A 25,441-nucleotide genomic window follows, 5' to 3' on the forward strand; every position below is an offset into this window, starting at 1 on the left:
TTTCAGGCGGAACGCGGACGGGGCAGGGACGGGAGTTTACGGACTGCGCGGGGCCGCGCCGATGAAGTCTGGCAAGCGCTCATCCCGCCGCGCCGGCCACCGACTCGTAGTGCGACACCACCGGGAACGGGTCGTAGAAGTGGTGCAGCAGCGCGCGCCAGTCCTGGTACTGCGGCGACTTGCGGAAGCCGACCTCGTGGTCCTCGAGCGTGCGCCAGCGCACGAGCAGGAGGTACTCGCCGGGCCGCTCCACGCAGCGCTGGAGCTCGTGCCCCAGGTAGCCGGGCATGGCGGAGAGGATGGCCTGCGCCTGCAGGAACGCGGCTTCGAACGCGGCCTCGTGGCCGGCGCGGACGGGGAGCGGGGCGACTTCAAGGATCATGGGGACCTCCGGGGTCGCATTCTCGCCAGACATTGATGAATCTGTGCGACGACCGCCGCCCCTTCGCCGATCGCGCCGCCCACCCGCTTCACCGAGCCGGAGCGCACATCGCCCACCGCGAACACGCCGGGGACGCTCGACTCCAGCGCCGCGGGCTCCGTCTCGGAATCCGAGTCCCAGTCCGGCACTGACTCGGCCTTGGCACCCGTCGTTGAACTCGCTGACGAATCCGGCACCGATCCCGCCACCGATCCCGCCGCCGATCCCGCCGCTGCGCGCGCGCGCCTCATCGCCCGCTTCACGTCCGCCCCGGTCAGCACGAAGCCCTTGGCGTCGGACAGCACCGGGCAGCCCGCCAGCCAATCCGTCTCGGGCTCGGCGCCGACGAACAGGAAGACGTTGCGCGTGTCCTGGCGCGACTCGGTGCCCGTGCGGGCGCAGCGCCAGGTCACCGCCTCCAGCCCGCGCAGCGGATCGCCGTGCAGCTCGGTGATCTCCGTGTAGGGGCGCAGCGCGATGTTGGAGGTCGCCTCGATGCGGTCGATCAGGTAGCGCGACATGCTGTCGGCAAGACCTGGCCCCCGCACCAGCACGTGCACGCGCGAGGCGTGTTCGGACAGGAAGACCGCCGCCTGTCCCGCCGAGTTGCCGCCGCCGACCAGCACCACCTCGCTGCCCACGCACAGCGGCGCCTCCAGCGCCGAGGCCCAGTACCAGATGCCGCGGCCCTCGAAGTCGTTCAGGCGCGGCACCGCCAGCCGGCGATAGCGGGCACCGCTGGCGATGACCGCCGTGCGCGCGCGCAGCTTGCGGCCGTCGGTCAGGGCGATGAGCAGCTCGCCCTCCGGCCCTTCGCGGGCGCAGTCCAGCGATTCGACCTCGGTGGGAATCAGCAGCTCGGCGCCGAACTTCTCGGCCTGCACGCAGGCGCGACCGGTCAGCGCGCCGCCCGAGATGCCGGTCGGGAAGCCGAGGTAGTTCTCGATCCGCGCGCTGTTGCCCGCCTGGCCGCCATAGGCGCGGCGGTCGAGCACCACCACGCGCAACCCCTCCGACGCGGCGTACACCGCCGTCGCCAGCCCCGCGGGACCGGCGCCGGCGATGGCGACGTCGAAGAGCTCCTCGCGCGGCGTCGTGTCCACCATGCCGATGCAGCGCGCCAGCGTCGCCTCGGGCGGATTCACCAGCACCGCGCCGTCCGGGCAGACGGCGACCACGTCGCCCGGCGCGGCGCCGTATTCCTCGATCAAGGCGGCGGCCGCCGCGTCCTGCGCGACGTCGACCACGCGGTACGGCTCGCCGTTGCTGTGCAGGAAGCTCTGCAGCCGCAGCAGCGCGGCCGAGTTGGGGCGGCCGATCAGCACCGGCCCGCTCGCCCCCGATTCGATCAGGCCCACGCGGCGCAGGATCATCGCCCGCACCAGGCGCTCGCCGAGGTCGGCCTCCGCGATGATCAGCGCGCGCAGCTGGCTCGGCGGCAGCAGCAGCGTCTCGACCGTGTCCACCGCGATCGCGTCGACCAGCGACGGCTTGCCCGACATCGCCGCCAGCTCGCCCGAGAAGTTGCCCCGCGTGTGCTGCACCAGCGGCGTGGTGTTGCCCATGCCGTCGCGATGGCACACGTCCACCGTGCCGGCGAGGATCAGGTAGAGCCCCGGGCCGGGCTTGCCCGCGCTGAGCAGCGTCTGGCCGGGCTGGAAGGTCAGCGGCGTGCCGAAGCGTTGCATGCGCGCCATGTCGCAGGCGCTCAGCCGCGGATACATCTGATGGCGGCGGGTTTCCAGCGAGTGGTGCGAGGCTTCTGCGTTCATGGCGTGTCCCCTGCGTCGGGTGTTCGGGATGGTTGCGGTACCGCTGATCGCGGGTCTACAGTGGCCCCCACAGTGGGGGAGTCTCGCGGAGCGGCCTTCGAGCACCGGGGGTCCCCCGCCCAGCACAACGAGGTGCGCGACCATGTCCCATCTTGGACCGACCTTCGTCCAGATCGTCCACGAGGAAGCCCTGACCTGCGCGGGATGCGCGGCGGTGCTGAGCCGCCGCGCCGACCTGGCGGCCTCGATCTGCAGCCTGTCGCACGCGGTGCGGATCGTGTCGGGCGAGTCGCCCGAACGATGCGACGTCCTCATCGCCGACTACACCAGCGCGCTGGCGCTGGCCCTGACCGCGCGCCAGGCGGCGCGGCGGCCCGGCGGGCATCCCGGCGGCCGATGTCCCCGCATCCTCGTCCTGACCGCGATGGACCGCGAGTGGGACGTCCGCGCCGCGATGGAGGCCGGCGTGCACGGCTACCTGCTGCAGCGATGCCGCCCCGAGCAACTGGTCGAGGCGGTCGACGCGGTGATGCTCGGCGTGCAGTTCGTGTCCGTCGAACTGGCGCCCAAGCTCGCGCGCAGCCTGACCCAGGACCGGCTCACCAAGCGCGAGATGGACGTGCTGGTCGCGATGTCCACCGGCGCGTCGAACAAGGACATCTCGCAGCGGCTGGGCATCACCGGCGCCACGGTCAAGACGCATGTGCGCGCGATCCTCAGCAAGGTCGGCGCGGGCGCGCGCACCGAGGCCGTCGCGATCGCCGCCCGCAGCGGGCTGACCGCCCGACCGCCTCAGGAGTCGGCGCTGCTGGCCCAGGCGGATCCGACGGCCCGGACGGCGACGAACCGGGCGGCGGCACAGACGGCAGCCCAGACGGCGCGGACCGCCTTCGCGGAGGCCGCGCGCGCCGGTCACTTCGCCGGGCAGAAGGCGCCGGTCTTGATCCAGGCGTCGACCAGTTCCCCGAACTGAGCCTGCGTCCCCGGCGCCGGCTCGCGCTGCGCGCCGGGCATCCACGCCCAGCCCACCAGCGTGTCGTGCGCCATGTGCTCGTGGATCTGTGCCAGCGTGCGCTTGCCGTTGCGCGCGGGATCCTTGATCTGCTCGCAGATCTCGCCGAGCGACAGGTTCTGCCAGGCCATCTCGCGCGGCGCGACGTGCCACATCGCATGACCCGGCACGCCGGACGCGTCGTTGTTCTTCGCCTGATGGCAGCTCGAGCAGCGCAGCGCCGGCACGCCCTTGCCGTCGGCGCCCCGCGTGACGTTGGGGATGTGCAGCCGCGTCTGCACGCCCTGACCCTGCAGCGGCCGGTCGCCGGAGGGGTGGCAGTTCACGCAGCGCGGGCTCTGGATGACGCGGCCGGCCTCGACGAAGATCGCCCGCGAGCGCTCCTTCGGATCGGCGATCGCGTCGAAGCTCTGCACGGTGCGCAGCGGGGCGACCGCGGCCGACGCGGCGGCGGGGCGGGCGTCCTGGGCCTGCGCGGTGGCGGCGAGTCCGGCGGACGCCGCCAGCACCACCAGCGCGCCGCGCATCGCCGTTGCGATGGCCGCCAAGGTGGGCGCCAAGGGGTGCGTCCGGGTGATCGCCGAGCCCGGACGACCGGTGGAGGGGGAGATCGGATGGTTCATGCCTTCAGCTCCTCGACGGCGACGGGATAGCTGCGGAAGCGCTTGCCGGTCGCGGCGTACAGCGCGTTGACGTAGGCCGGCGCGATGATCGCGGTGCCGATCTCGCCGACGCCGCCGGGCTCCGCGCCGCTGCGGACCAGGTGGACGTCGATCCGCGGCGTCTGGTCGATGCGCATCAGCGGGAAGTCGTGGAAGTTGCTCTGTTCCACGCGGCCCTTGTCGATGGTGAGTTTGCCCAGCATCACCGCCGTCAGGCCGAAGATGTGACCGCCTTCCATCTGCGCGACGACGCTGTCCGGGTTGACGGCGATGCCGCAGTCCAGCGCCGTGGTCAGGCGTCGCAGCATCACCGCGCCGTCGGGCGTGACGCTGAGCTCCATCACCATCGCGATGTGGCTGCCCCAGGCGTTGAGCACCGCCACGCCCCGGCCGGTACGCGCCGGCAGCGGCGTGCCCCAGCCGGACTTCGCCGCGGCGGTCTCCAGCACCGCCTTGAGCCGCGGGTTGTCGTTCAGGTGGGCCAGGCGGAAGGCCACCGGATCGGCCTTGGCCGTGACGGCGAGCTCGTCCATGAAACCCTCGACGGCCCAGGCGTTGTGGTTGGGGCCGACGCCGCGCCAGAACGCGGTCATGTAGCCGGACGGCGGCTCGACCGGGACGTACTCGACGATCTTCGCGGGGATCGAATAAGGCGTCTCGGCGGCCTCGACGGCGTCGGGATCGGCGACGCCGGGCTGCAGCCATTGCGGCGCGTAGCGAGCCACGATCGACGAGCCGGACAGGCGGTGCGAGATCGCCGTGATCCTGCCGGCGCTGTCGAGCGTCGCGGCCATCTCGTCGCAGTAGAGCGGGCGGAAGCTGCCATGGCGGATGTCCTCCTCGCGGCTGTAGATCACCTTGAGCGGGAAGTCGACCTGCCGGGCGAGCTTCGCGGCCTGGCCGACGTACTCGGCGTCGAGCCGGCGTCCGAAGCCGCCGCCGATCAGGAAGTTGTGGACCTGGATCTTCTCGACCGGCACGCTGCTGACCGCGGCGATCGCCTGCTGCGCCTTCACCGGCGCCTGCGTGCCGAGCCACACGTCGCAGGCGCCGTCGTGGAAGTGCAGGGTGCAGTTCATCGGCTCCAGCGGCGCGTGGACCATCGTCGGCGCGTCGTACTCTACCTCGACGAGCCGGGTGCCCGGCGCGGCCTTGGCCGCGGCGAAGTCGCCCTCCTGCTTGGACACGATGCCCTTGCGCTTGAGCGCGTCGCGCACCGAGGTCTTCCAGGCCGTGGTCGAGAAGCCCGCATTCGGCCCCTCGTCCCAATCGATGACCAGCGCGGCGAGGCCCTTGCGCGCGGCGCCGTAGTGGTCCGCGACCACGCCGACGATGTCGTCCGCGACCAGCACCCGACGCACGCCGCGCACGGCCAGCGCCTTGCTGTCGTCGACGCGGCGCACCTTGCCGCCGACCACCGGGCAGTGCGTGATCGCGGCGACCTTCATGCCGGGCAGGCGCGTGTCGATGCCGAACTGGGCGCTGCCGTTGGTCTTGCTCCTCGTGTCCAGCCGCTTGGCCGGCGTGCCGACGAGCTGGTAGGCCTTCGGGTCCTTCGGCGGCACGTCCTTGGGCACGGGCATCCCGGCGGCCTTGGCCACGAGCGCGCCGTACGCCAGCTGCTTGCCGGTGGCCGCCTGCACGACCTTGCCGTCCCGCGTGACGCATTCCTGCGCCGTGCATTGCCAGGTGTCGGCGGCGGCGTTGACCAGCATCGCGCGGCAGGTCGCGCCGGCGGTGCGCACGGCCTTCCACGCCGCGATCATCGAGGCCGATCCGCCCGTGATCTGCATGCCGAAGACCGGGTTGGCGTAGCGCTTCTCGTCGGCCGGGGCCTGCTCGATGGTGACGGTCGACAGCGGGACGTCCATCTCCTCGGCCAGCATCATCGGGATGGCGGTGAAGGAGCCCTGGCCCATCTCGACGAAGGGGATCACATAGGTGACCTTGCCGGACGGCGCGATGCGGATGTAGACGTTGGGCTCGAAGGAGGCAGCCGCGGAGGCCGCGGTCGCGCCTTTTGCGCCCTTTGCGGCCTTTGCGGCACTGGCGGCACTGGCGGCGTCCGCGCGAAGCGGCAGGCAGAACGAGGCGACGAAGGCGCCGCCCGTGCCGGCGCCGATCTTGAGGAAATCACGGCGTTCCATGGCTCACCCCTTGGCCGGCGCACCGGCGGCCGCCATCAGGATGGCGGACTTGATGCGCGGGTAGGTGCCGCAGCGGCACAGGTTGCCCGACATCGCGGCGTCGATGTCGGCCTCGGTGGGGCGCGGGTTCTGCTTGAGCAGCGCGCAGGCCGACATGATCTGGCCCGACTGGCAATAGCCGCACTGCGGCACGTCCTTGTCGACCCAGACGGCCTGGATTCTCTTGCCGACGGGGGTCTGGCCGATGGCCTCGATCGTGGTGATGGCCTGCTTGCCGACGCCCTCGACGGGGAAGGAGCAGGAACGGACGGGATTGCCGTCGAGGTGCACGGTGCAGGCGCCGCACATCGCCATGCCGCACCCGAACTTGGTGCCGGTCAGGCCGACGACGTCGCGCAGCACCCAGAGCAGCGGGGTGTCGCCGTCGACATCGACGCTCCGTTGCTTGCCGTTGATCTTGAGCTGGTAGGCCATGAGCGGGATCCTCCTGTGGAAGACCCACTGTCCGGCGACGGCGGGGCGGTGTCGTCAGCACGGGGGATGCATGCCGGCTCGTTCGGGGCGGGGAGACGCGCCTCATCCCTCGGGATGAGGCCGGATCGGTCGGCCGGGGCATCGTCACGCCGCCGTCACCGCGCTGGCGGATGATCGAGGCTTCCACCATTCCGTCCCCGCCGACCATGAGCTCAGCATCCGACCGCGACGATCTCGTCGAACGCATCCGCCGCGACCTGCAGGACGGCTACGACGAGGAACTGGAGCTGGAGATCGAGGACCGCCACGTCGACGAGGCGCTGCGCGCGCTGGACGAGAGCGATTCCGACAGCGCGCACGGCGAGCGCATCGCCTACTTCAAGCACCTGTTCCGCCTGCAGCGCGAGCTGGTGAAGCTGCAGGACTGGGTGCACCACACGCGGCAGAAGGTCGTGATCCTCTTCGAGGGCCGCGACGCCGCGGGCAAGGGCGGGGCGATCAAGCGCATCACGCAGCGGCTCAACCCGCGCGTGTGCCGCGTGGTGGCGCTGCCCGCGCCCAACGACCGCGAGCGAACGCAATGGTACTTCCAGCGCTACGTGCCGCATCTGCCGGCCGCCGGCGAGATCGTGCTCTTCGACCGCAGCTGGTACAACCGCGCCGGCGTCGAGCGGGTGATGGGCTTCTGCGGCGAGGACGACGTCGAGGAGTTCTTCCGCTCGGTGCCCGAGTTCGAGCGCATGCTGGTGCGCTCCGGCATCACGCTGATCAAGTACTGGTTCTCCATCAGCGACGAGGAGCAGCACCTGCGCTTCCTGGGCCGCATCCACGATCCGCTCAAGCAGTGGAAGCTGTCGCCCATGGACCTCGAGTCGCGCCGCCGCTGGGAGGACTACACGCGCGCCAAGGAAGTGATGCTCGACCGCACGCACATCCCCGAGGCCCCGTGGTGGGTGGTGGCGGCCGACGACAAGAAGCGCGCGCGGCTGAACTGCATCCAGCATCTGCTGGACCAGTTCCCGTACCACGAGGTCGAGCGCACCGAGATCCGCCTGCCGGATCGCGAGCGGCACGACGACTACATGCGGCATCCGGTGCCGGAGTCGATGTTCGTGCCGGCGAAGTACTGAGCAGGCCCCGATCAACGGCGCTCGGCGAGCGCCACCGCATCGGGCCCGGCGGCGCGATGCAGGCGGTCCGTCGTGTCGTTGGCGGCCAGCCAGACGGCCTCGGCGACGTCTTCCGGCGCCGTCGTGAGCGAGGCGCCGACGAACTCCGCAAAGATGCGCTGCGCGTAGGCCGCGTAGGGCGGCGTGATCAGGCCCTGGATGCGCTCGCCGGCGTTCGCCGAGAAGTTCGTGCCCGGGCCGTAGCCGGGTTCGACGAGGCGCACGCGCACGTCGAAGTCGCGCAGCTCCAGCGCCAGCGAGGCGCTGAACCCCTCGATCGCCGTCTTGCTGGCCGTGTAGGCCGCCACGAGCGGGAAGGGCGCCAGCGTCGCGCTGGACGTCACGTTGACGATGGTGCCCGAGCGCTGCTCGCGCAGGCGGGGGATCACCGCCTGGCACATCGCCAGGGTCCCGAAGGTGTTGGTCTCGAAGACGTCGCGCACGGTGGTCATCGGCGTCGCTTCGAAGGCGCCGAACAGGCCGATGCCGGCGTTGTTCACCAGCACATCGATGGTCCCGATGTCCTCGAGCGCGCGGGCGATGCTCTCCGGCCGGGTGACGTCCAGCGCCACGACCCGGAAGCGGGAGGAGGGCGGGATATCGATGTCGCGCGGGGTGCGCATGGTGGCGATGACCTGCCAGCCCTGGGCGTGGAAGTGGCGGGCGGTGGCGAGGCCGTAGCCGGACGAGCAGCCGGTGATCAGGACGGTCTTCATCGGGAATCTCCATGGGTGGGTGGGAACAGGGAGCCACGATAGAGATCCTGCGCCGGACGAACGAGGGTGTATCGTCCGCATTTCTTTGGCCAACGTCCGGACATGAGCGATCCGCTTTCCGATGTCGTGCGCCTGCTGCGCCCGCGCGCGGTCATGGCCAACCTGATCAGCGGCAAGGGCGGCTGGGCGGTGCGGTACACCGAGTACGGCCAGCCGAGCTTCTGCATCGTGCTGGAAGGGCACAGCCGATTGGCGGTCGATGGCCATGACGCGGTGACGCTGCAGGCCGGCGACTTCGTCCTGCTGCCGACGACGCCGGCCTTCACGCTGTCGAGCGTGGACGCGGTGCCGGTGATGCCGATGGATCCGCGGGAAGCCGCGAAGACGCGCGGCGAGTTGCGCTACGGCGAGCGCCGCGGTCCGGCGGACATGCGCTCGCTCGGCGGCGCGTTCGCGTTCGACTGTGCCGATCCAGGCCTGCTGGTGGCGTTGCTGCCGCGCGTGGTGCACGTGCGAGGCTCATCCCGACTGGCGCTGCTCGTGCAACTGGTCAGCGAGGAGGCGATGGCGCCCAAGCCCGGCGGCGAATTCATGATGTCGCGCCTGGTCGACGCCATGCTGGTTGAGGCGATGCGGGCGAGTTCCACCACGGACGCCCCGGCGGGCCTGCTGCGCGGGCTCGCCGACGAGCGGCTCGCGAAGGCGCTGCAGCAGATGCACGCCCGGGTCGAGCGCCCGTGGACGGTGGCGCAACTGGCGAAACTCGCGGCGCTGTCGCGGTCCGCGTTCTACGAGCGCTTCACGCGCACGGTCGGCGTGGCGCCGATGGAATACCTGCTGGCCTGGCGCATGGAGATCGCCAAGGAGCTGCTGCGGGCGGGCAAGGTGCCGGTCTCGGAAGTGGCGGAGCGCGTCGGTTACGGCTCGACGAGCACCTTCAGCACGGCGTTCAGCCGGCACGTGGGCATGGCGCCGAGTCGTCATGCGCGCGGCTGAGCCGCGCGGAACACAGCGTGCGTGAGCGCGGTTCGCGCCAGCAGACACGTCGAGTCCAGCAGTGGCGGCAGAGGGGGCGCGTCGCCGCTGAAGCGGCGCGAGGGCCCTCAGCTCAGACGCAGGTTGGACTGGTTCTCGTCCACGAGGCGGCGATAGACGCGGAAGTGGGCGGCGGAGGCGCGCGGCTCGCCGAGCTGCTCGCACAGCGAGCCCAGGCGGTAATGCGCTTCGGCCAGCGCCGGGTTCAGGTCCAGCGCCTGCTCGAAGGCGGCGATGGCCTGCGTCAGGCGGCCGGCGCTCTCCTGGACCTTGCCGGCGAAGAAGTACAGCGACGCGATGTCGCTGCACCAGCCGACGGCCTGGTCGATCAGCTCCAGCGCGTCGTCATGACGGCCCTGGCGGCTGAGCAGCGAGGTCAGCTGCGCGAAGGCCTCGATGTGGCAGGGATCGTTGGCGATGGCCTGGCGATAGCCTGCCTCGGCGGCGGCTTCGTCGGTCGTCTCGGTCAGCGCCGCGAGCTCGACCAGCGCGTCCAGCGCGGCGTTGCTCAGGCGGCGCGCCGAGCTGTGCAGCTCGACGTCTTCGACACGCACGGCGCGGCGCGCGGACGTGATGTGGGCCAGGAGGATGTCGGCGGCGGAGATCGGCGGGTTGGTGGTCATGGCAGTGCTCTGGTGAGTTGCCGTGAATGGTGCCGGGGGTCGGGACTTGCCTCTGCCGGAGAGCGGTGCGAGTGCGTGTAGGACAAGCGGAAGGGCCCCGTGCATGGTCCGCGCGAGGCGAGGAGGCGAGGAGGCGAGAGACGCGAGGCGGGGGCGAACCGCCTCGCCGATCTCACCTGAGCGTGACGAGCTCTTCGGCGATGGTCGGATGCAGGGCGACCGTGCTGCGGAAGTCCTGCCAGGTCGCGTTCGCCTTCAAGGCGACCGCGATGAACTGGATCATCTCCGCGACCCCTTCGCCGAGCAGGTGCACGCCGACCACGCGGTCCGTCTCGTCATCGACGAGCACCTTGAAGAAGACCTGATCCCGGGAGCCGGCGAAGGCCTGCGCCATCGAGCGGAACCGGGTCTTCAGCACGCGCAGGCCGGGAAAGCGTTCGCGCGCCTGCGCTTCGGTCAGGCCCACAACGCCGATCTCCGGCGTGGTGAAGACCGCGGTCGGGACCAGCGCGTAGTCGATCTCCGGCACCTCGATGTGGCCGTAGTGGCGGTCCGCAAACGCCTGGCCCTCGCGGATGGCCACCGGCGTCAGGTTCAGACGATCGGTGACGTCACCGATGGCGAAGATCGATGCGACGGTCGTGCTGCCGCCGGGGCCGACCACGATGGCGCCTTTGTCGTTGACCTCGACGCCGGCCGCCTCGAGCCCCAGGCCTTCGATGTTCGGGCGGCGGCCGGTGCTGAGCAGGACGGCATCCACCTCGAAGGAGCGACCGCCGGTCGTGGCGACGCGCAGGGCAGAGCCGTCCCGCCGCAGCACTTCGATGCGGTCATCGAAGACCAGGTCGACGCCGCGCATGGACAGATGCTCGCGCAGTGTCTCGGCGATCTCGCCGTCGAAGCCGCGAAGCAGCGCCGGGCCCCGCACGAGCTGGGTCACCTGGCGGCCCAGACCGGCGAAGACGCCGGCGAACTCGACGGCGATGTAGCCGCCTCCGACGATCAGTAGGCGCCGCGGCTGCTCGTTCAGATGGAAGAGATCGTCCGACGTGATCGCCAGTTCGACGCCGGGGAAGCTGGGGCGGTCAGGGGCCGCGCCGGTGGCGACGAGGATGCGCTGGGCCGTCACGACGTTTCCGCTGCTGCGCAGCCGCACGGTGTGGGCGTCCAGCAGCGTGGCATGTTCGGAGAAGGTCTGCACGCCCACCCCGTGGAGGTTGCGCTCGTAGACGCTCTCCAGGCGGTCGATTTCGGTGTCCTTGTTGTTCATCAACGCGTGCCAGTCGAAGCGGGCCTCCGGCGCGTCCCATCCGAAGGCCTTGCCGGCCTTGAACGCATCGGGGAAACGGCTCGAGTAGACCATCAGCTTCTTGGGGACGCAGCCGCGGTTGACGCAGGTGCCGCCGAAATTGGCGCCCTCGGCGATGCCCACGCGCGCGCCGTGCTTTGCGGCGACCCGGGCCGCGCGTGCGCCACCGGAGCCTGCGCCGATCACGAAGAGATCAAAGTCGAACTGCTGCATATTCTTTTACTGCCTGTACGTTGTTGACGAGAGAGTACCGAGGCACGCTCCGCCCATCAACGCCGGGCCGGGAACAGGGCATTGTGCGGGTCGGAACAATTGTTGATGCAGAGCGCGCGTGGCTGGACATCAGCTGATGCTCAGCACTGCGCGCCGACGCATCCAGCGTGGCAACAGCGCGCGGCGTGGGAAGTGAAGAGCGATGTATGTGAGTCATTCGTATTGAGTTCGATCAATCCACGCTTTCCCAATTGAGATGGAGAACTTTGGGCGCTTCCCTCATTGGTACTTCTCAAGTCATGACGCCAATTCGACGTGCAAGTCCTTCAGTCCACGCCAGCGCTTGCACCGGGAACATGTTCCGTTACGACGTCTGTCCCAGCAGTTGCGGGAAGAAGTACAAGAAGTTCGGCCTGGTTTAGCGGTGAGGCGGTCCAATCTCCCGAGTACAGCGAAATGCCCGGACAGCTGCCCTGGTCTTGCGAGTGCGACCCGAATTCCCCTCCTCGTTTGAGTGGGCTCTTTCGGGGAAATTCATTGTTACGCTACCGAAAAGACGGCGATGGTCCACGCACGACCATCGGTACCAAGGGAGTCGTGACATGGATGAGGGAAATCCCTACCGCGCGGACGACGCGAGCAAGCTTGCCGGCGACGTGTTTGGCGGGAAATTGGGGGTTCAACAGGCGCTTGAAAAGCTGAGGAACAGGCTTCTCGACCTGACGCTGCGCAACAAGCTGCTCAACTACAAGAGCCCGAAGGGGCGCTCGTTCCAGTTCACCGGCAGCCCAGACCTTGACCTGGTTTACGACCGGCTAGAGGAAGGCCGGTCGGTGGTTCTTGCGTACGTGCCGGACCCTCCGACTGAGCGTTACGACAATGGCAGGAAGCCCGCGACACCTACCTGCGGCTCGGTCTCGTAGCCTCTCAAGCGCAGAGCATCGCCAACCGCCACCTCGAAATCGCTGTCCGCCTCTCGACCGGACGACGTTGCACCAATACCGGAGAGCCGGCCGGTACTCGCGAACGTCAAGTAGTCCTGCAGCGCCTTCTTCCCGAGCGATGCCTTCTCATCGAGTCGAACATCGCCAGGCTGCAAGGACGTGTACAGGTCAAGACGCTTGCGCGAGCGAGTGAACAGCACGTTGAGCCGCCGCCATCCGTCCGCTCGATTGATAGGGCCGAACTGCTGGCGCACGACCGCGTCCGGGCCAGGCCTACCGAAAGTCGTCGAGACGAAGATGACGTCACGCTCATCGCCCTGGACGTTCTCCAGGTTCTTCACAAAGAACGGCCAGCCCGCCTTCTCGTGGCGCTCCAGATAGTCGGCCACGGCTCGATTGCCTCGAACTTTCGCATCCAGCATGTCCTCGATGAGTTGCCGCTGGGTTCCTGAACGAGATCGCAGAGCGCCGCCGCGGTGTCGGACATGAACGAGCACGCCGGACGCCACGCTGAACTCGCGCGGATGCGCCCATCCCGGGCGTGCTGCTCATCCAGGTGACGGAGCATGTTGTTGCCGACACCATCCGGCGCGATCTGCCAACCGATGCGGGCCACTGTTGCCGACGGATAAGCCGTCAGCACCGCGTCCTCGCATCGAATCTTGTACTGCCCGTAGTCGTCCTTTGCGGTCCGCTGGTCGCGGGGCCGATAAGGTCCGTCCGACGAAGCGTCAAAGACCATCGCGGTGCTCACGAAGACCAGGGGCACCCCGTGCAGCCGCGCGAAGCCTGCCAGCTGAGCGGCCCACGACTCGGCGCCCATCGCCAGGTGGACGATGGCATCCGGCGCCTCGGCGCGCAGGAAGGCCAGGGCGGCGGCCTCATCGGCAGGGTCCACGGCGCCGCGGTCCCAAGCCACCACGTCCCAGCCTCGCGTTTCCGCTTCACGGCCGACCCAGGGAGCCACGGTGCCGTTCAGTCCGGTGATGAGGAGCTTCATGTCCAGTCTCGATCTTTGGCTGTTGATCCCCCGACTCTGCCACGCGTCCGGGGCTTCGCGCGCGGCTCGCCGCCATCGGTTCAGGAGGCCAGCGCCATGCCTCGCATCGCGGCAGGGGAGAGGTGCGGGTCCTCCGCGTACTGCAGCCGCATCTGCTCCAGCAGCGCGGGCGCGACGCACATCCCTTGCGTCGCCTCGACGGCCAACAGGGCGGAGCGATCGTCGACGAGGAGTTGCATGCTCCACCGGTCAAACAACCGATGCACGATGGGCTCATTCAGAAGCAGCTGCAGGCCCGCGTGTCGTTCGTCCCGCTTGATGCGCTGGAGGGTGCGCTCCACGTCCGCGGCCGCCCCTTCCAAGACCTGCGCGAACACCCCTGGCGCGATGGCGAGGGCGCCGGTGACGTCCAGACGCCGGGTGTTGATCTGCGCGACGGCCACGATGTGCGTCAGCACCCGGTCGGTCATGCCTTCAGCAATCGAGGAGACATACAGGATTCGGCGGAGCATTCAGACCTCGTGTTTTTCCGCGAAGAATGGGCGCAAGGCCGGTTCGTGCCACAAGCCGTCAGAGGTCGGCGATCTTGAGCCTCGACCGCGTGGGTGGGGTCGGGGCGTCCGCGATCACGGCCAGCGCCTGCACCAGACGGTCCAGGTCATGGATCTTGTCGTAGTAGCCGTCGATGCCTGCGGCGATGCACAGCGGCCCGAACACGCTTTCGTCTCCACAGGTGACGGCATACGCCGTGCCTTGAAACCCCCGGGCCCGGAGTCGCTGGACCGCCGAGAAGCCGTTGCCCCTGGACAGGGTCAGGTCGGTGAGGATGACGTCCGGCCTGCACAGGCCTGCGGCCATGACGGCTTGATCCTCATGCTCGGCCTCTCCCACGACTGTCGCACCAGGCACCCGGGTCAGTCGGTCTCGAAGCCGCCGTCGGAACGAGGACGATGCGTCGATTAGCAGAATTCGCATTTTTGTCGGTCGGCGGCAGCCATCCTCTTGGCTGCGCGAGCAAAAAAGAAGCCCGGACCGCTTGCGCGCCACCGGGCGTAATCGACTGATGTCGACCCCGCTCAGGGAGGAAAAGCGGGGACGCTGCCGTCGCTCTTCACGACGTAACAACGTGAAATGAATTTTGCACTTTTATCATTTGTGCGAATGCCGGCAAATCCATCAACCCGCTGTCGGGAAATGACCTACAAACCGGGTCCCGCCGCCACTCCGCACCGTTCATGTCCGTTCCCTTTGGCAGATGCTTCTCTCCGTTTTTCTCGCGCCACGCGGTTCGGATCGCCGTCCTCTTTTGCAGCTTGCTCGGCACCGCCGGGGCAGCGACGCTCCGCGGCGAAGTGGTCGGCCTCTCTGATGGCGACACGCTGACCGTACTGGACAGTGAGCTCCAACAGCATCGCGTGCGGCTGGTGGGTATCGATGCACCGGAGAAGCGCCAAGCCTTCGGGGAGCGTTCGCGCCAGCACCTCTCGGAACTGGTCTTCCGGCAGGAGGTCGTGGTGGACTGGAAGAAGAGAGACCGCTATGGCCGCATCCTCGGGCTGGTCCGCGTGCGTTCGGTCGATGTGGGCCAAGCCCAACTGAGAGCAGGCCTGGCCTGGCACTACAAGGCGTACGAGCGGGAGCAGCCGGCCGCACAACGCACCCTGTACTCGGCCGAGGAGGTCGATGCCCGGCGCGCGCGGCGCGGGCTATGGAGCGAGACGACGCCAACCCCTCCGTGGGAATTCCGTCGCAGCAAAGCGACTGGCTCCAGAGCTCCCGCGGAACATGAGTCCTCCCGCTGAGTGCCAGGTCTTGCCCTGCCGCTTTGAGAAGGGCGGATGGGTCCAGTCCAGACCATCAGTCGTTCAGCACCTATCTTCGCGATGAGCAAAGGCGATTGGCCGGTCGCATCAGCGATCCGTACCATCTCGAGCAAGATCAAACTCGGCTGGAAGGGGATGCGAGATGGCCAAGACTGCAACGTTCGGAGTGCTTCACCTCGGCACCTCTTTCACGGTGACCTACCTGCTCACCGGAAGCATCGCCATCGCGGGCCTGGTGACGTTCATCGAGCCGCTGGTCAACACCGTCCTCCACTACTTCTTCGACAAATACTGGGGGCACCCGTCGATCAAGGCGTGGTGGTCGGCACGCCGTAAGAAGGCGCATGAGCGCTCGGTGGCGATGGCGAAGGTTGAGGTCGCCTGAAGGGCAAATTCCGGAAACCGCGCCTCGGCCGCAAGCATCTCCTCTTCGGTGAGATCCTCCGGCCTCAGCGCCATGTGAGTTCAGCTCCCGCCGCTCACACCGCCACCGGCGCCTTGATCGCCGCGTGGTGCTGATAGTCCTGCAGCTCGAAGTCCTCGAACTCGTAGTCGAAGATCGAGTCCGGCTTGCGCTTGATCTGCATCGTCGGATACGGGAACGGGCTGCGCGACAGCTGCGTCTCCACCTGCTCGAAGTGGTTCGAGTAGATGTGGCAATCCCCGCCCGTCCAGATGAAGTCCCCCAGACCCAGCCCGCATTGCTGCGCCAGCATCTGCGTCAGCAGCGCGTAGCTCGCGATGTTGAAGGGTACGCCCAGGAAGATGTCCGCGCTGCGCTGGTACAGCTGGCACGACAGCTTGCCGTCCGCCACGTAGAACTGGAAGAACGCGTGGCAGGGCATCAGCGCCATCTGGTCCAGCTCCGCCACGTTCCACGCCGAGACGATGATCCGGCGCGAGTCCGGATTGGTTTTCAGCTGCTTCACCACCTCCGCGATCTGGTCCACGTGCCCGCCGCCGGCCTTCGGCCAGCTGCGCCACTGCACGCCGTAGACCGGGCCCAGGTCGCCGTCCTCGCGCGCCCACTCGTCCCAGATCGTGCAGCCGCGCTCCTGCAGCCACTTGACGTTGGAGTCGCCGCGCAGGAACCACAGCAGCTCCAGGATGATCGACTTCAGGTGCACCTTCTTCGTCGTCACCAGCGGGAATCCCTCGCTCAGGTCGAATCGCATCTGGTGCCCGAACACGCTGCGCGTGCCCGTCCCCGTCCGGTCGCCCTTGGCCACGCCGTGCTCGTACACGTGGCGCATGAAGTCTTCGTACTGGCTGCGCACGGGGCGCGCAGCGGTCGAGGCAGGGGCGGTCGGGGTCGTCATGAGGGCGATTCTAGAGGGCCCGCGTCGAGCCCCCGGTCCGCGCGGTCTCCCCGGGCCGCTCCCTCTGGCGGACGACGCCACCCCCCGGAAGAGGTAGCCGGTGCGCCGCCGCATTACGCCTGTAATGCGCGCGCTGCGCCGTCGTAACCCGATCCCAATGTGCGCCTCCGAACATCGCCGCAGCCCGGACAAGGTCGCTCGTACGCCAGCGGCGGCCGGCCATCGAGACAAGCCACGCGGGGTCCGCATGAAATCCATCCAGTCGCTCAGCACCGGCACGCGCCTCGCCGCCGTGTTCCTGCTCCTGCTCGCGCTGTCGGCCCTCGGCACCGGCGTGGTCGTGTCCCGCCTGGCCGCCGTCAGCGCCAGCCTGCGCCAGATCGAGCGCGAACGCCTCCCGCTGGTCCAGCGCCTGGGCGACATGTCCGACCAGGTCAACGCCGTCGGCCGCGGCCTGCGCAACGCGCTGATCTTCGAGGACGAGACCCGCATCGCCGCCGCGCTCGTGGACACCGGCCGCCAGACGCGCGAGATCGCCGCCACCATCGAGTCGCTGAAGCACCAGCCCGCGCTGGAGAACGGCGCCGCGGACGTCGCGCGCCTGTCGCGCTCGTTCTCGGACTACGTGCCGCTGCAGCAGCGCTTCGTCGCGCTGCTCAAGGACCGCCACCGCGAGGAGGCCGGCGCGCTGCTCGTGGGCGAACTGCGCGCGGCGCAGTTGAAGACCATGGCCGACCTCGATGCCCTCAAGGACCGCCAGACCGCGCTCATCAGCGCCGCGGCGGAAGCAGGCGAGGAGGGCTACCTGAACGCCCGCGGCCTGCTGGTCGCGCTGTGCGCCGCGGTGCTGGTGGGCGCCGCGGTGGTCGGCAGCCAGCGGATCCGCCGGGACCTCGCGCCGGGCACCGGCGAAGCGGTCGCGCGACTCAGCGCCTGAGCGACGCGACGCCTGGACGCCCGAGCGCCTCGGTACCCCCGAACACCCCCGAACACCCCTGAACTCCCGCTACGACGGAGAACGCTCATGAATCACACGGTGAGCCGGCCCTACCGTTGGGGCGTCTACGGTCTGCTGGCCGCGCTGGTGGCACTCAGCATCGGCATGTCCGTCGCCATGGACTGGATGACCGCCAGCATCCGCAGCAGCGCCACGCCGCTGCTCAAGGAGAAGGTGCCGCTGCTGCATCACCTCTCGGAGTTCGAGTCCTCGCTGCTGCTGCATCAACTGGCGATGAACAAGTACTTCGCGAACTCGATCAGCCATGACCGCTTCGTCATGCTCGAGCGCGACACGCGCCGCGACATGGACGCCCACCTGCAGGCCCTGCGCGCGCAGACCGAGCACAAGGACGTCATCGGGCGGATGCAGGTGGGCTTCGAGTCCATCCTCGCGCTGACGCCGCGCTTCGACGCCGTCGCCGACAACCCCAAGCCCGGCGCCGCCGAGGCGGTGCTGTTCGAACTGAACCGGCTGACCAACCAGGTCCGCGGCGACATCGACGCGCTCCAGGACGAGATCGACACCGTGGTCTACCGCGGCAGCGAGCAGGCCACCCATCGCATCGACCAGATCGGCACCGTCGTCCACGTCTTCAACCTGATCACCGCGGTGACGGCGCTGTTCATGATCCACCACGTGTGGGCGCGCTTGCGCTCGGAGGATGTCCTCGCGCACCAGGCCGTCCACGATCCGCTGACCGGCCTGCCGCATCGACGCAGCCTGGAGCGCCGACTCGCCCAACTGGACGGCGCGGACCTGACGCTGGTGCTGGGCAAGCTGGACCGCTTCGAGCGCGTCGTCGTCAGCCTCGGCCATCGGCATGCGGACCAGTTGATGCTCGACGTCGGACGGCGCCTGGAGGCCGCGGCCCGCGCCCACGGCGGCCAGTTGTTCCGCCTGGACGGCGCGATGGTCGCGGTGCTCTACGAGGGCCCGAGCGCGGAGCACGTCGCCGCCATCGCCCACCTGCGCGAGGAACTGGCCCGGCCGTTCCGCGTCCACCGCCACGAGGTCTTCCTGACGCTGAGCCTGGGCGAGGTCGACAGCCGCGAGGACGGCGGCAACGCCGAGACGCTGCTGCGCAAGGCCGATGCCGCGCTGCAGTCGGCCGAGCGCGCGGGCGGCGACCAGTTGGTGCCGTACTCGGCGCACCTGCAGACGCAGACGCTGGAGCGGCTCGACATGGAAGCCGATCTGCAGCACGCGATCGAGCGCGGCGAACTGGCACTGCACTACCAACCGCAGCAGGACCTCGCGACCGGCGCGCTGCGCGGCTTCGAGGCGCTGCTGCGCTGGAAGCGCCAGGGCCGCCTGGTCTCGCCGGCGGAGTTCATCCCGCTCGCCGAGGAGTCCGGCCTCATCGTGCCGATCGGCGCCTGGGTCTTCGAACAGGCCTGCCACCAGGCGCGCCTGTGGAACGACGGCCGCGCGGAACCGGTGGTCATCGCGGTCAACGTGTCGATGCGGCAGTTCCAGCAGGCGGGTTTCCTGGACACCATCCGCCACGGGCTGGCCGTGTCCGGCGTCGATCCGGAACACGTGGAGATCGAGCTCACCGAGAGCACCGCGATGCAGGACCCGGAGAAGGTCATGGCCGTGCTGGAAGCGCTGCGCGGGCTCGGCCTGGCGCTGGCGATCGACGACTTCGGCACCGGCTATTCCAGCCTCGCCTACCTGAAGCGGTTTCCGTTGAACAAGCTCAAGATCGACCAGTCCTTCGTGCGCGGCATGAGCCTCGATCCGAAGGCGCATCCGTCGTGCATCGTGCACGCGGTCGTCGGCCTCGCGCACAGCATGCAGCTGACGGTGCTGGCCGAGGGCGTCGAGACACAGGAGCAGCGCGCCCGCCTCGTGGAGATGGGCTGCGACGAGATCCAGGGCTACTTCTACGGCCGTCCGCTGGCGGCGGACAAGGCCGCGGAGTTCCTTGCGCAGCACGATCGTCGCGCGGCGCTGACCGCGATGGCGCCGATGGTCGCGCCGAGCGCCACGGCCACGGCCACGGCCGCTTCCGCTTCCGCTTCCGCTTCCGCTTCCGCGTCAGCGTCAGCGCTCGGTCTGTCGTTCCCGGCACTGGCTGCGGCGTGAGCGCGCCGTGCGGTCATCGATGAATCCCCGATGGCAACGGCGCGCGATCGGTGCGCGTCCCCTCGATCAACGGGCCCGCGATCGTGCCCATTTGCGCACGTGGACCTTCGATGCCGATGCGCCGCTGGCGATGGCCGAGATTCTCGATGTGATCGACGCGCTGGAGGAGATCGAGCGGCTCGACGGACTGGATCCCCGGACCGGGGCGGGCAGGGTGTTGATGGCGCGGGTCGTGCCCGGGGCCTTCAGAAGGTTCAGGCCGCCGCGCGCTTCAGCCGTGCGCGGACGTGGCCCAACGCCTGCCACAAGGTGGCGGCGTCTGCCGGCTTGAGCGAGCCGGCCTCGACCGGCACCGGCGCCAGGCCGGACTGCTCGGCGAGCGCGATGGCCTCGTCCACCAGCCCGATCCAGCGGCCCAGCAGCGCGGCGCTGATCTCGAGGCGGTCCAGCGTCTGATGCGCCACACGCGAGGCCGCGGCCGCGCCGGCCGAGGCCAGCGCCAGCAGGCGGTTCCACTCCTGAGCGATCGCGGCCGATTCGGCCGTCATGCCGGCAGTGCTGGCGGTGCCGGTGGCCACGGCAGCCGCATCCTTTCGCACTGCGCTGCCGCGCTGGACGACGAGATCGTCGAGCGCGTTGCTCATGTGGATCAGCGTTTCCACCTGCGCGATCGCGTCGCGCAAACCGATGTCGAACGCGCGCAGACTGGCGCGTGCGCCGGCCCGGTCCAGCGCTTGCGGACGCGGGCCCGGCGTGCCGAGGCGGGCGATGTGTCCGGCCGACTGGAGCTCGAGCCAGGCCAGGCGCGCCATCCGCGCTTCCAGCCCGGCGAGCGTCGCAGCCGTCCCGTCCTCGAGTCGCCGGGCAGCGGCTTGGGCGAGGGTGAGGTCGGCGGTGTCGGGCCTGGCGCGGGATGCCGCGCCGAGGGACGCGTCTGAAGCGTCTGAAGCATCTAGCGGATCCTTCGGCGCCGTGCGTCGGGGTCGCATACCGAGAACGCCGGCGGCCACAAGCAGCGCGATCGCCGCGAGGCCACCGACCGCCCAGGCCCGCGAGCTGCTCGCTGCGTCGCGCGACGCCTCGCGCATGCGTGTCGCATACGTCTCGCGCACGGACTTGCGTTCCGCCAACGCGGCGTCCAACGCCTGTCGTTGACTGTCCCCGTGCAGGCGCGTGGCCATCGCCACAGAGCCCTCGCGCACGAGGCCGCTCTCGTCGGCCAGCAGATCCCACAGGCGCCGGTCGGCGGACAGCATGTCCGCCATCTCCGCGCGCGGCTCGCCGCCGCGCACGCCGGCGATCAGGTCGCCGCGTGTCTGCTCGGCCTGGAAGCTCAAGGCCGTCAGGCGATGGAAGGCGCCGCGGGTGCCGGCGTCGGTCTCGCGCCGTGGGGCGACGCGCGCCCGCATCAGTTGCGCGCCGGCTTCGTCGACAAGGCGATCAAGGCGGTCGAGGCCGTGCATGACGCGCAAGTCGGCCTCGATGCCGGCTTCGAATCGGGCCGTGCCCGTGCCGAAGGCGGCGACGCCGGCGCCCAGCATCAGTCCGGCCATGCCCAGGCGGGCGCCGGGTCGCGCCGCCAGTGCGGAGATCGCGGCGACGAGCGTGGAGTCCTCCAGCGCTGATGCACCAGCGAAGTCACCGACGCTGCGCGGGTTGACCGGCTCGTCCGACTTGCCCGGAATGCTCCGATTGCTTGGATTGCTTGGATTGCCTGGATTGCTTGGACTGCCCGGACTGCCCGTATCGCGCGGCTTTCTCGTGTTGCCCGAATCGCTCGAATCGCCCGGGTTGCCGGCGGCGCTCATGTCGAATGCCCCAGCTGCGAATCCCGTCCCAGCGTCGTGCTGATCGCATCGGCGATCGCCTGCAGCCGCTGGACCTCGCCAGCATCGAAGGCGTCCGCCGATGTCGAGAACAGCGCCAGGCAGCCGTACCAGACGGGACCGTGCCAGATCGGCAGCAGCAGTGCCCGCGCGCAGGTCGCGCAGCCGCGCCACGCGAAGGTCGTCCCCAGGTCGGAGAGATGTCGTCCCAGCACCTGCGGCTCGCCGGCGCGCAGTGCGCGCAGCACCTCCTGGCGACCGGGCAGCAACAGCAGGTCGCCCACCCACGGCGGATCGATCAGCCCCGTGCGCGCCGCCACCTGACGGATCAGCAGGCGATGGAGCGCATCGGCGCCCGGGCCCGTCCGCGCGACGCAGACGAGATCCGCGGCGCCCGCGCGCACCAGCGCGTTGCCGATGCCTTCGAGCGCCTCGCCGGTCACCCCGAGCCGCAGCGCATCGCGCCAGGCCGGCTCCTCGAAGCGCGCCTGCATCGCGCCGATCGCGGCGGTCTGGCGTCGCAGCCGGTTGGACAGCCACAGCAGCGCGAGCGTCATCGCCCAGCCCGCCGCCAGCGCGGCGTCGATCAGCACGCGGTCGCGGTCGCCGTGATCCGTGGCCCAGGCTTGGTGTCGGCGCTCCGCCTCCGACTGCGCGGCGGCCAGATCGGTGAGCGCGCGCTGGACGTCGACAGTCGCCGGCGCCAGCTGCGTCGCGACGAGGTGCCGCACCGCCGCCGTGTCGTCGGCGCGCAGGCCGTTGGCCAGCCGGTCCAGCGCGAGCGTCAGCGTGCGGATCCGCGCCGCGGCGGCGGAGGTCGCCGTCGTCAACTCGGGCGAGGGTTCATGCGGACGGTCTTCGCCGAGCTTGCGGAAGGCGTTGCGCGCGCGTTCGGCGCTCGCCTGCACGGCGAAGGCGGCCTGCGTGGGCGTGAGCTGGCCGTCGTCGCGTTCATCGACGATGCGCAGCGGCGCGGTCAGCAGGCCGTCGCTGATCGACAGCAGCAGGGCCGCGCGTCGCGATGCCGGCAGCGGCGCAAGGTCGGGCCAGGGGCGGTCGGCGCGGACGGCGACGAGGGTCGTCGCGGTCAGCGCCGCCAGCAGCACGAGTGCACCACGGTGTGCCCAGCGAGGGGCCACGGCAGCGCCGGGGTTCAGCGTGTCCATGTGCCGCATCGTGCGGCGGTGCGACTACCGCGCGGTTACCCCCGGCGACCCGGACGTTTCAGCTGAAACCGCCGAGGCGCCCAGCACGCGAGCCACCGCCTGCGCGAGCTCCGCCGCGCTCAGCGGCTTGCGCACCAGCTCGCGCGCGCCGGAGGCGGCGACGCGGGCTTCGAGCTCCTCGCCGCCGTAGCCGCTCATCACCAGCACCGGCAGCCCGGGCCGTCGCGCGAGCAGGCGCTTCGCCAGCTCGACGCCGCTCATGCCGGGCATGGTCTCGTCGGTCAGCACCGCGTCGAAGCGTTGCGGCGCACGCTCGAAGGCGACAAGCGCCGTCTCGGCGCTCGGGAAGCCGACCGGCTCGTAGCCGAGTTCCGCCAGCAGTTCCTCGGCGAACTCGCGCAGCGGCGCCTCGTCGTCGACGATCAGCAGCGTCTGGCCGTCGCCGCGCGGCGGCGCCTCCGCGTCGTTCGACCGGAGCGCGCGCGGCGCCTCGCCGGCCACCGGGAACCACAGCGCGAAGCTGCTGCCGCGGCCCGGCTCGGTGCGCACGTCGATGGCGCCGCCCATGTCGGCGACGATGCTGTGCACGACCGACAGGCCCAGCCCCGTGCCTTCGCCGACCGCCTTCGTGCTGAAGAACGGATCGAACATGCGGCCGTAGACGTCCGGCGCGATGCCGGTGCCGGTGTCGGAGACGCGGACCTCGGCGTACCGGCCGGGCGGCAGCGTGCCGTGGCTCAGCAGCACGGGCTGCGCGCGCACCAGCACGTCGACGCTGAGGCCCAGCCGCCCGCCGCCACGCATCGCGCCGACGGCGTTGCTGCACAGGTTGCTGACCAGCTGCTGCATCTGCAGCACGTCGCCGAGCAGACCGGCGTTGCCGCCGCGCAGCGCGGTGTGGAGTTCGACATCCGAGGGCAGCGTCGGCGTCACAAGTTGCAGCGCCTCCTCGACGGCCTGGTCGACGTTGACCAGGCTGCGGTCATGCACGCCGCTGCGGCTGAAGTCCAGGATGCGGCGCACCAGCAGCCGGGCCCGCGCGCCCGCCTGCATGATGCGGTCCAGGTGGCGCGCCAGGTCGGCGTTGGCGGTGCCGGCGCGGCGCTGCGCCATCTCGCCGTGGCCCAGGATCGCGCCCAGGATGTTGTTGAAGTCGTGCGCGATGCCGCCGGCCAACGTGCCCAGCGACTCCATGTGCTGCGCGGTCCGCAATTGGGCCTGCAGGCGCTCGCGTTCGGCCTCGGCGTCCTTGCGCGGCGTGATGTCCATCGCGGCGCAGGAGAAACGCGTCGGCCGGCCCGCCGCGTCGCTCAGGCATCGTCCGCGCAGGTGCAGCCAGCGCCAGACGGTGTCGTCCTCGCCGTCGTCGAGGGTGTCGCTCGGGGCTTCATTCGCGGCTGCATGCGCGGCTGCATTCGCGGCTTCACTCCCGGCCTCACGCTTCGCTCCGCTCGCGCCGTCTCGGCGCTCATCGGCGGGACGCGCGCCGCCGCCGGAAAGACGGACGCGGTACTCGATGTCGAGCTCCGGCGTGCGGCCCGCCAGGTGCTCGTGCAAGCTGTCGGTGACGACCGGACGATCGTCCGGATGCAGATCCAGGGAGAGGAACAGCGCGCGGGCTTCCATCGGCCGCGCCGACGGCGCCGCGCCGTGCAGGCGCAGCCAGCGTTCCGAGGCGAAGAAGCTGTTCTCCTGCAGGTTCCACTCGGCGTGGCCCTCGTTGGCCGCCTCCATCGCCAGCGCGTAACGCTGCTCGCTGCGGCGCAGCGCCTGCTCGCCGCGCTCGACGTGCAGCAGCTGTCGCAGCATCAGGCTCATCGTCAGCAGGCCCACCGCCACCAGCGCCAGCGTGCGCAGCGCCAGGCCGACCATCTCCGCGCGCCACGGCGCCATCGCCTCGTGCGCGTCCTTGGTCACCGACATCATCAGCGGCCGGTCCGAGACCGGCAGCGACACGATGAACTTCTCGCGCCCGTCGACGGGGCTGCGCGCGATCCGCGGTGCGCTGGCCTGCTGCGAGGTCAGGTCGCTGAAGACCTGCCCGTCGGCGCGCGGGTCCGGCGGCTGGCGCACGACCAGCCGGCCGTCGTCGAAGGTCAGGATCAACGCGCTGCCCGCGCCGAGGTCGATCGCGTTGTAGACCTCGCGCAGCTCGTCCAGTGTGACGATGGCCGTCACCACGCCGGCGAAGGCGCCGGTCGGCGTCTCCAGCCGCCGCGACACGACGAGCGCGGCGCGGCGCTCCGACCGCGTCACGATCGGCGGATTGATGAACAGGCCGGCCACGCGCGAGTCGCGTTGCGTCTCGAAGTAGGGCCGGTCGGAGACGTCGGCCAGCGGCTCGCCGGTCTGGCGGGAGCGGTAGCGCTGCCGGCCGTCGGCATCCGTGATCGTCAGCACGCTGACCTGCGGCGTGGCCGATGCGCGCATCCGCAGTGCGTTCTCGATGTCGGCGCCGGTCTGTTTGGCACCCTTGTCGCGGTACCAGATGGCCGTGTCGGTCAGCAGCAGGTCGACGGCCTGCAGGCTGCGTTCGGCTTCCTCCGACAGCGCCCGGGCCAGGTTGCTCAGTTCCCGGCCCGTGGACTGCGTGACCTGCTGGTGCAGCCGCCACGCGTCATACGCGGACGAGGCGGCGAACGCCAGGATCACGCCGCTTCCGACGACGGCGATCCAGCGGCGCAGCGAGCGGGTTTCTGTCATGGGGGCGAAGGGGGCCGGC

24 protein-coding genes are annotated in these 25,441 nt (G+C 70.0%); 8 read left to right on the forward strand and 16 right to left on the reverse strand.

Going from position 1 to position 25,441, the window contains the following annotated elements; translation table 11 throughout:
* Positions 1 to 79 precede the first annotated feature (79 nt).
* Together ACQ4L4_RS06225 and ACQ4L4_RS06230 are read right to left on the reverse strand one after the other, a co-directional pair.
* Positions 80 to 382, reverse strand: coding sequence for an antibiotic biosynthesis monooxygenase family protein (locus ACQ4L4_RS06225; RefSeq protein ID WP_431103364.1), 303 nt, complete (start codon positions 380 to 382; stop codon positions 80 to 82).
* The gene (locus ACQ4L4_RS06230) at positions 379 to 2,193 is read right to left on the reverse strand and encodes an FAD-dependent oxidoreductase (RefSeq protein WP_431103365.1); all 1,815 of its coding nucleotides are present in this window, start codon (positions 2,191 to 2,193) and stop codon (positions 379 to 381) included. Before ACQ4L4_RS06230 ends, ACQ4L4_RS06225 begins: the two co-directional genes overlap by 4 nt.
* A gap of 142 nt (positions 2,194 to 2,335) precedes the next feature.
* Here ACQ4L4_RS06230 and ACQ4L4_RS06235 point away from each other — a divergent pair, with 142 nt between their 5' ends.
* A complete protein-coding gene (locus ACQ4L4_RS06235; RefSeq protein ID WP_431103366.1) occupies positions 2,336 to 3,166 on the forward strand; it encodes a LuxR C-terminal-related transcriptional regulator in 831 nt (276 codons plus the stop codon).
* On the opposite strand, the gene ACQ4L4_RS06240 is transcribed toward ACQ4L4_RS06235, so the two are convergent.
* Genes ACQ4L4_RS06240 through ACQ4L4_RS06250 form a run of 3 tightly spaced genes read right to left on the reverse strand, consistent with a single transcriptional unit; the run spans position 3,106 to position 6,488 of the window.
* Positions 3,106 to 3,828: an Isoquinoline 1-oxidoreductase subunit gene (locus tag ACQ4L4_RS06240; protein WP_431103367.1), complete on the reverse strand. Its 723-nt coding sequence runs from the start codon at positions 3,826 to 3,828 to the stop codon at positions 3,106 to 3,108. The two genes, ACQ4L4_RS06235 and ACQ4L4_RS06240, sit on opposite strands and share 61 nt — an antisense overlap.
* Positions 3,825 to 6,014: a molybdopterin cofactor-binding domain-containing protein gene (locus tag ACQ4L4_RS06245; protein ID WP_431103368.1), complete on the reverse strand. Its 2,190-nt coding sequence runs from the start codon at positions 6,012 to 6,014 to the stop codon at positions 3,825 to 3,827. The genes ACQ4L4_RS06240 and ACQ4L4_RS06245 overlap by 4 nt, the downstream gene beginning before the upstream one ends.
* A gap of 3 nt (positions 6,015 to 6,017) precedes the next feature.
* Positions 6,018 to 6,488: a (2Fe-2S)-binding protein gene (locus tag ACQ4L4_RS06250; RefSeq protein WP_431103369.1), complete on the reverse strand. Its 471-nt coding sequence runs from the start codon at positions 6,486 to 6,488 to the stop codon at positions 6,018 to 6,020.
* Positions 6,489 to 6,694: 206 nt separating this feature from the next.
* Here ACQ4L4_RS06250 and ppk2 point away from each other — a divergent pair, with 206 nt between their 5' ends.
* The gene (gene ppk2, locus ACQ4L4_RS06255) at positions 6,695 to 7,618 is read left to right on the forward strand and encodes a polyphosphate kinase 2 (RefSeq protein WP_431103370.1); all 924 of its coding nucleotides are present in this window, start codon (positions 6,695 to 6,697) and stop codon (positions 7,616 to 7,618) included.
* Between the two features lie 11 nt (positions 7,619 to 7,629).
* On the opposite strand, the gene ACQ4L4_RS06260 is transcribed toward ppk2, so the two are convergent.
* Complete coding sequence (locus ACQ4L4_RS06260; RefSeq protein ID WP_431103371.1) at positions 7,630 to 8,373, reverse strand: SDR family oxidoreductase; 744 nt, start codon at positions 8,371 to 8,373, stop codon at positions 7,630 to 7,632.
* 102 nt (positions 8,374 to 8,475) lie between these two features.
* Between ACQ4L4_RS06260 and ACQ4L4_RS06265 the strand changes: the two genes are divergently transcribed.
* Positions 8,476 to 9,369, forward strand: a complete 894-nt coding sequence (locus tag ACQ4L4_RS06265) for an AraC family transcriptional regulator (protein WP_431103372.1) — start codon at positions 8,476 to 8,478, stop codon at positions 9,367 to 9,369.
* 107 nt (positions 9,370 to 9,476) lie between these two features.
* On the opposite strand, the gene ACQ4L4_RS06270 is transcribed toward ACQ4L4_RS06265, so the two are convergent.
* Together ACQ4L4_RS06270 and gorA are read right to left on the reverse strand one after the other, a co-directional pair.
* Positions 9,477 to 10,031: a tetratricopeptide repeat protein gene (locus tag ACQ4L4_RS06270; protein WP_431103373.1), complete on the reverse strand. Its 555-nt coding sequence runs from the start codon at positions 10,029 to 10,031 to the stop codon at positions 9,477 to 9,479.
* 172 nt (positions 10,032 to 10,203) lie between these two features.
* A complete protein-coding gene (gene gorA, locus ACQ4L4_RS06275) occupies positions 10,204 to 11,553 on the reverse strand; it encodes a glutathione-disulfide reductase (protein WP_431103374.1) in 1,350 nt (449 codons plus the stop codon).
* A gap of 602 nt (positions 11,554 to 12,155) precedes the next feature.
* Here gorA and ACQ4L4_RS06280 point away from each other — a divergent pair.
* Positions 12,156 to 12,476, forward strand: coding sequence for a DUF4011 domain-containing protein (locus tag ACQ4L4_RS06280; protein WP_431103375.1), 321 nt, complete (start codon positions 12,156 to 12,158; stop codon positions 12,474 to 12,476).
* On the opposite strand, the gene ACQ4L4_RS06285 is transcribed toward ACQ4L4_RS06280, so the two are convergent.
* The 4 genes from ACQ4L4_RS06285 to ACQ4L4_RS06300 form a co-directional block, all read right to left on the reverse strand.
* A complete protein-coding gene (locus ACQ4L4_RS06285) occupies positions 12,425 to 12,886 on the reverse strand; it encodes a hypothetical protein (RefSeq protein WP_431103376.1) in 462 nt (153 codons plus the stop codon). The genes ACQ4L4_RS06280 and ACQ4L4_RS06285 overlap by 52 nt on opposite strands.
* Entirely contained in the window at positions 12,835 to 13,497 is a 663-nt protein-coding gene (locus tag ACQ4L4_RS06290) for a sugar nucleotide-binding protein (protein WP_431103377.1), read from the reverse strand. Before ACQ4L4_RS06290 ends, ACQ4L4_RS06285 begins: the two co-directional genes overlap by 52 nt.
* Before the next feature lie 80 nt (positions 13,498 to 13,577).
* Complete coding sequence (locus ACQ4L4_RS06295; protein ID WP_431103378.1) at positions 13,578 to 14,009, reverse strand: BLUF domain-containing protein; 432 nt, start codon at positions 14,007 to 14,009, stop codon at positions 13,578 to 13,580.
* A gap of 58 nt (positions 14,010 to 14,067) precedes the next feature.
* Entirely contained in the window at positions 14,068 to 14,472 is a 405-nt protein-coding gene (locus ACQ4L4_RS06300; RefSeq protein WP_431104887.1) for a response regulator, read from the reverse strand.
* 260 nt (positions 14,473 to 14,732) lie between these two features.
* Here ACQ4L4_RS06300 and ACQ4L4_RS06305 point away from each other — a divergent pair, with 260 nt between their 5' ends.
* Entirely contained in the window at positions 14,733 to 15,299 is a 567-nt protein-coding gene (locus tag ACQ4L4_RS06305) for a thermonuclease family protein (RefSeq protein WP_431103379.1), read from the forward strand.
* Positions 15,300 to 15,462: 163 nt separating this feature from the next.
* Positions 15,463 to 15,705, forward strand: coding sequence for a DUF2061 domain-containing protein (locus ACQ4L4_RS06310; protein WP_431103380.1), 243 nt, complete (start codon positions 15,463 to 15,465; stop codon positions 15,703 to 15,705).
* Between the two features lie 94 nt (positions 15,706 to 15,799).
* Here ACQ4L4_RS06310 and ACQ4L4_RS06315 read toward each other — a convergent pair whose 3' ends face one another.
* The gene (locus ACQ4L4_RS06315) at positions 15,800 to 16,639 is read right to left on the reverse strand and encodes a thymidylate synthase (RefSeq protein ID WP_431103381.1); all 840 of its coding nucleotides are present in this window, start codon (positions 16,637 to 16,639) and stop codon (positions 15,800 to 15,802) included.
* 247 nt (positions 16,640 to 16,886) lie between these two features.
* Between ACQ4L4_RS06315 and ACQ4L4_RS06320 the strand changes: the two genes are divergently transcribed.
* The gene (locus ACQ4L4_RS06320; protein ID WP_431103382.1) at positions 16,887 to 17,576 is read left to right on the forward strand and encodes an MCP four helix bundle domain-containing protein; all 690 of its coding nucleotides are present in this window, start codon (positions 16,887 to 16,889) and stop codon (positions 17,574 to 17,576) included.
* A gap of 87 nt (positions 17,577 to 17,663) precedes the next feature.
* On the forward strand, positions 17,664 to 19,727 hold the full coding sequence (locus tag ACQ4L4_RS06325; RefSeq protein ID WP_431103383.1) for a putative bifunctional diguanylate cyclase/phosphodiesterase: 2,064 nt from the start codon (positions 17,664 to 17,666) through the stop codon (positions 19,725 to 19,727).
* A gap of 254 nt (positions 19,728 to 19,981) precedes the next feature.
* Here ACQ4L4_RS06325 and ACQ4L4_RS06330 read toward each other — a convergent pair whose 3' ends face one another.
* The 3 genes from ACQ4L4_RS06330 to ACQ4L4_RS06340 are packed head-to-tail and all read right to left on the reverse strand — an operon-like array spanning position 19,982 to position 25,422.
* On the reverse strand, positions 19,982 to 21,535 hold the full coding sequence (locus tag ACQ4L4_RS06330; RefSeq protein WP_431103384.1) for a hypothetical protein: 1,554 nt from the start codon (positions 21,533 to 21,535) through the stop codon (positions 19,982 to 19,984).
* On the reverse strand, positions 21,532 to 22,719 hold the full coding sequence (locus tag ACQ4L4_RS06335) for a hypothetical protein (protein WP_431103385.1): 1,188 nt from the start codon (positions 22,717 to 22,719) through the stop codon (positions 21,532 to 21,534). Before ACQ4L4_RS06335 ends, ACQ4L4_RS06330 begins: the two co-directional genes overlap by 4 nt.
* A 24-nt stretch (positions 22,720 to 22,743) precedes the next feature.
* Positions 22,744 to 25,422, reverse strand: coding sequence for an ATP-binding protein (locus ACQ4L4_RS06340; protein WP_431103386.1), 2,679 nt, complete (start codon positions 25,420 to 25,422; stop codon positions 22,744 to 22,746).
* Between the last annotated feature and the right edge of the window lie 19 nt (positions 25,423 to 25,441).

The sequence above is a fragment of the Roseateles noduli genome, assembly GCF_050626985.1.
In the GTDB taxonomy this organism is placed as follows: domain Bacteria; phylum Pseudomonadota; class Gammaproteobacteria; order Burkholderiales; family Burkholderiaceae_C; genus Roseateles; species Roseateles noduli_A.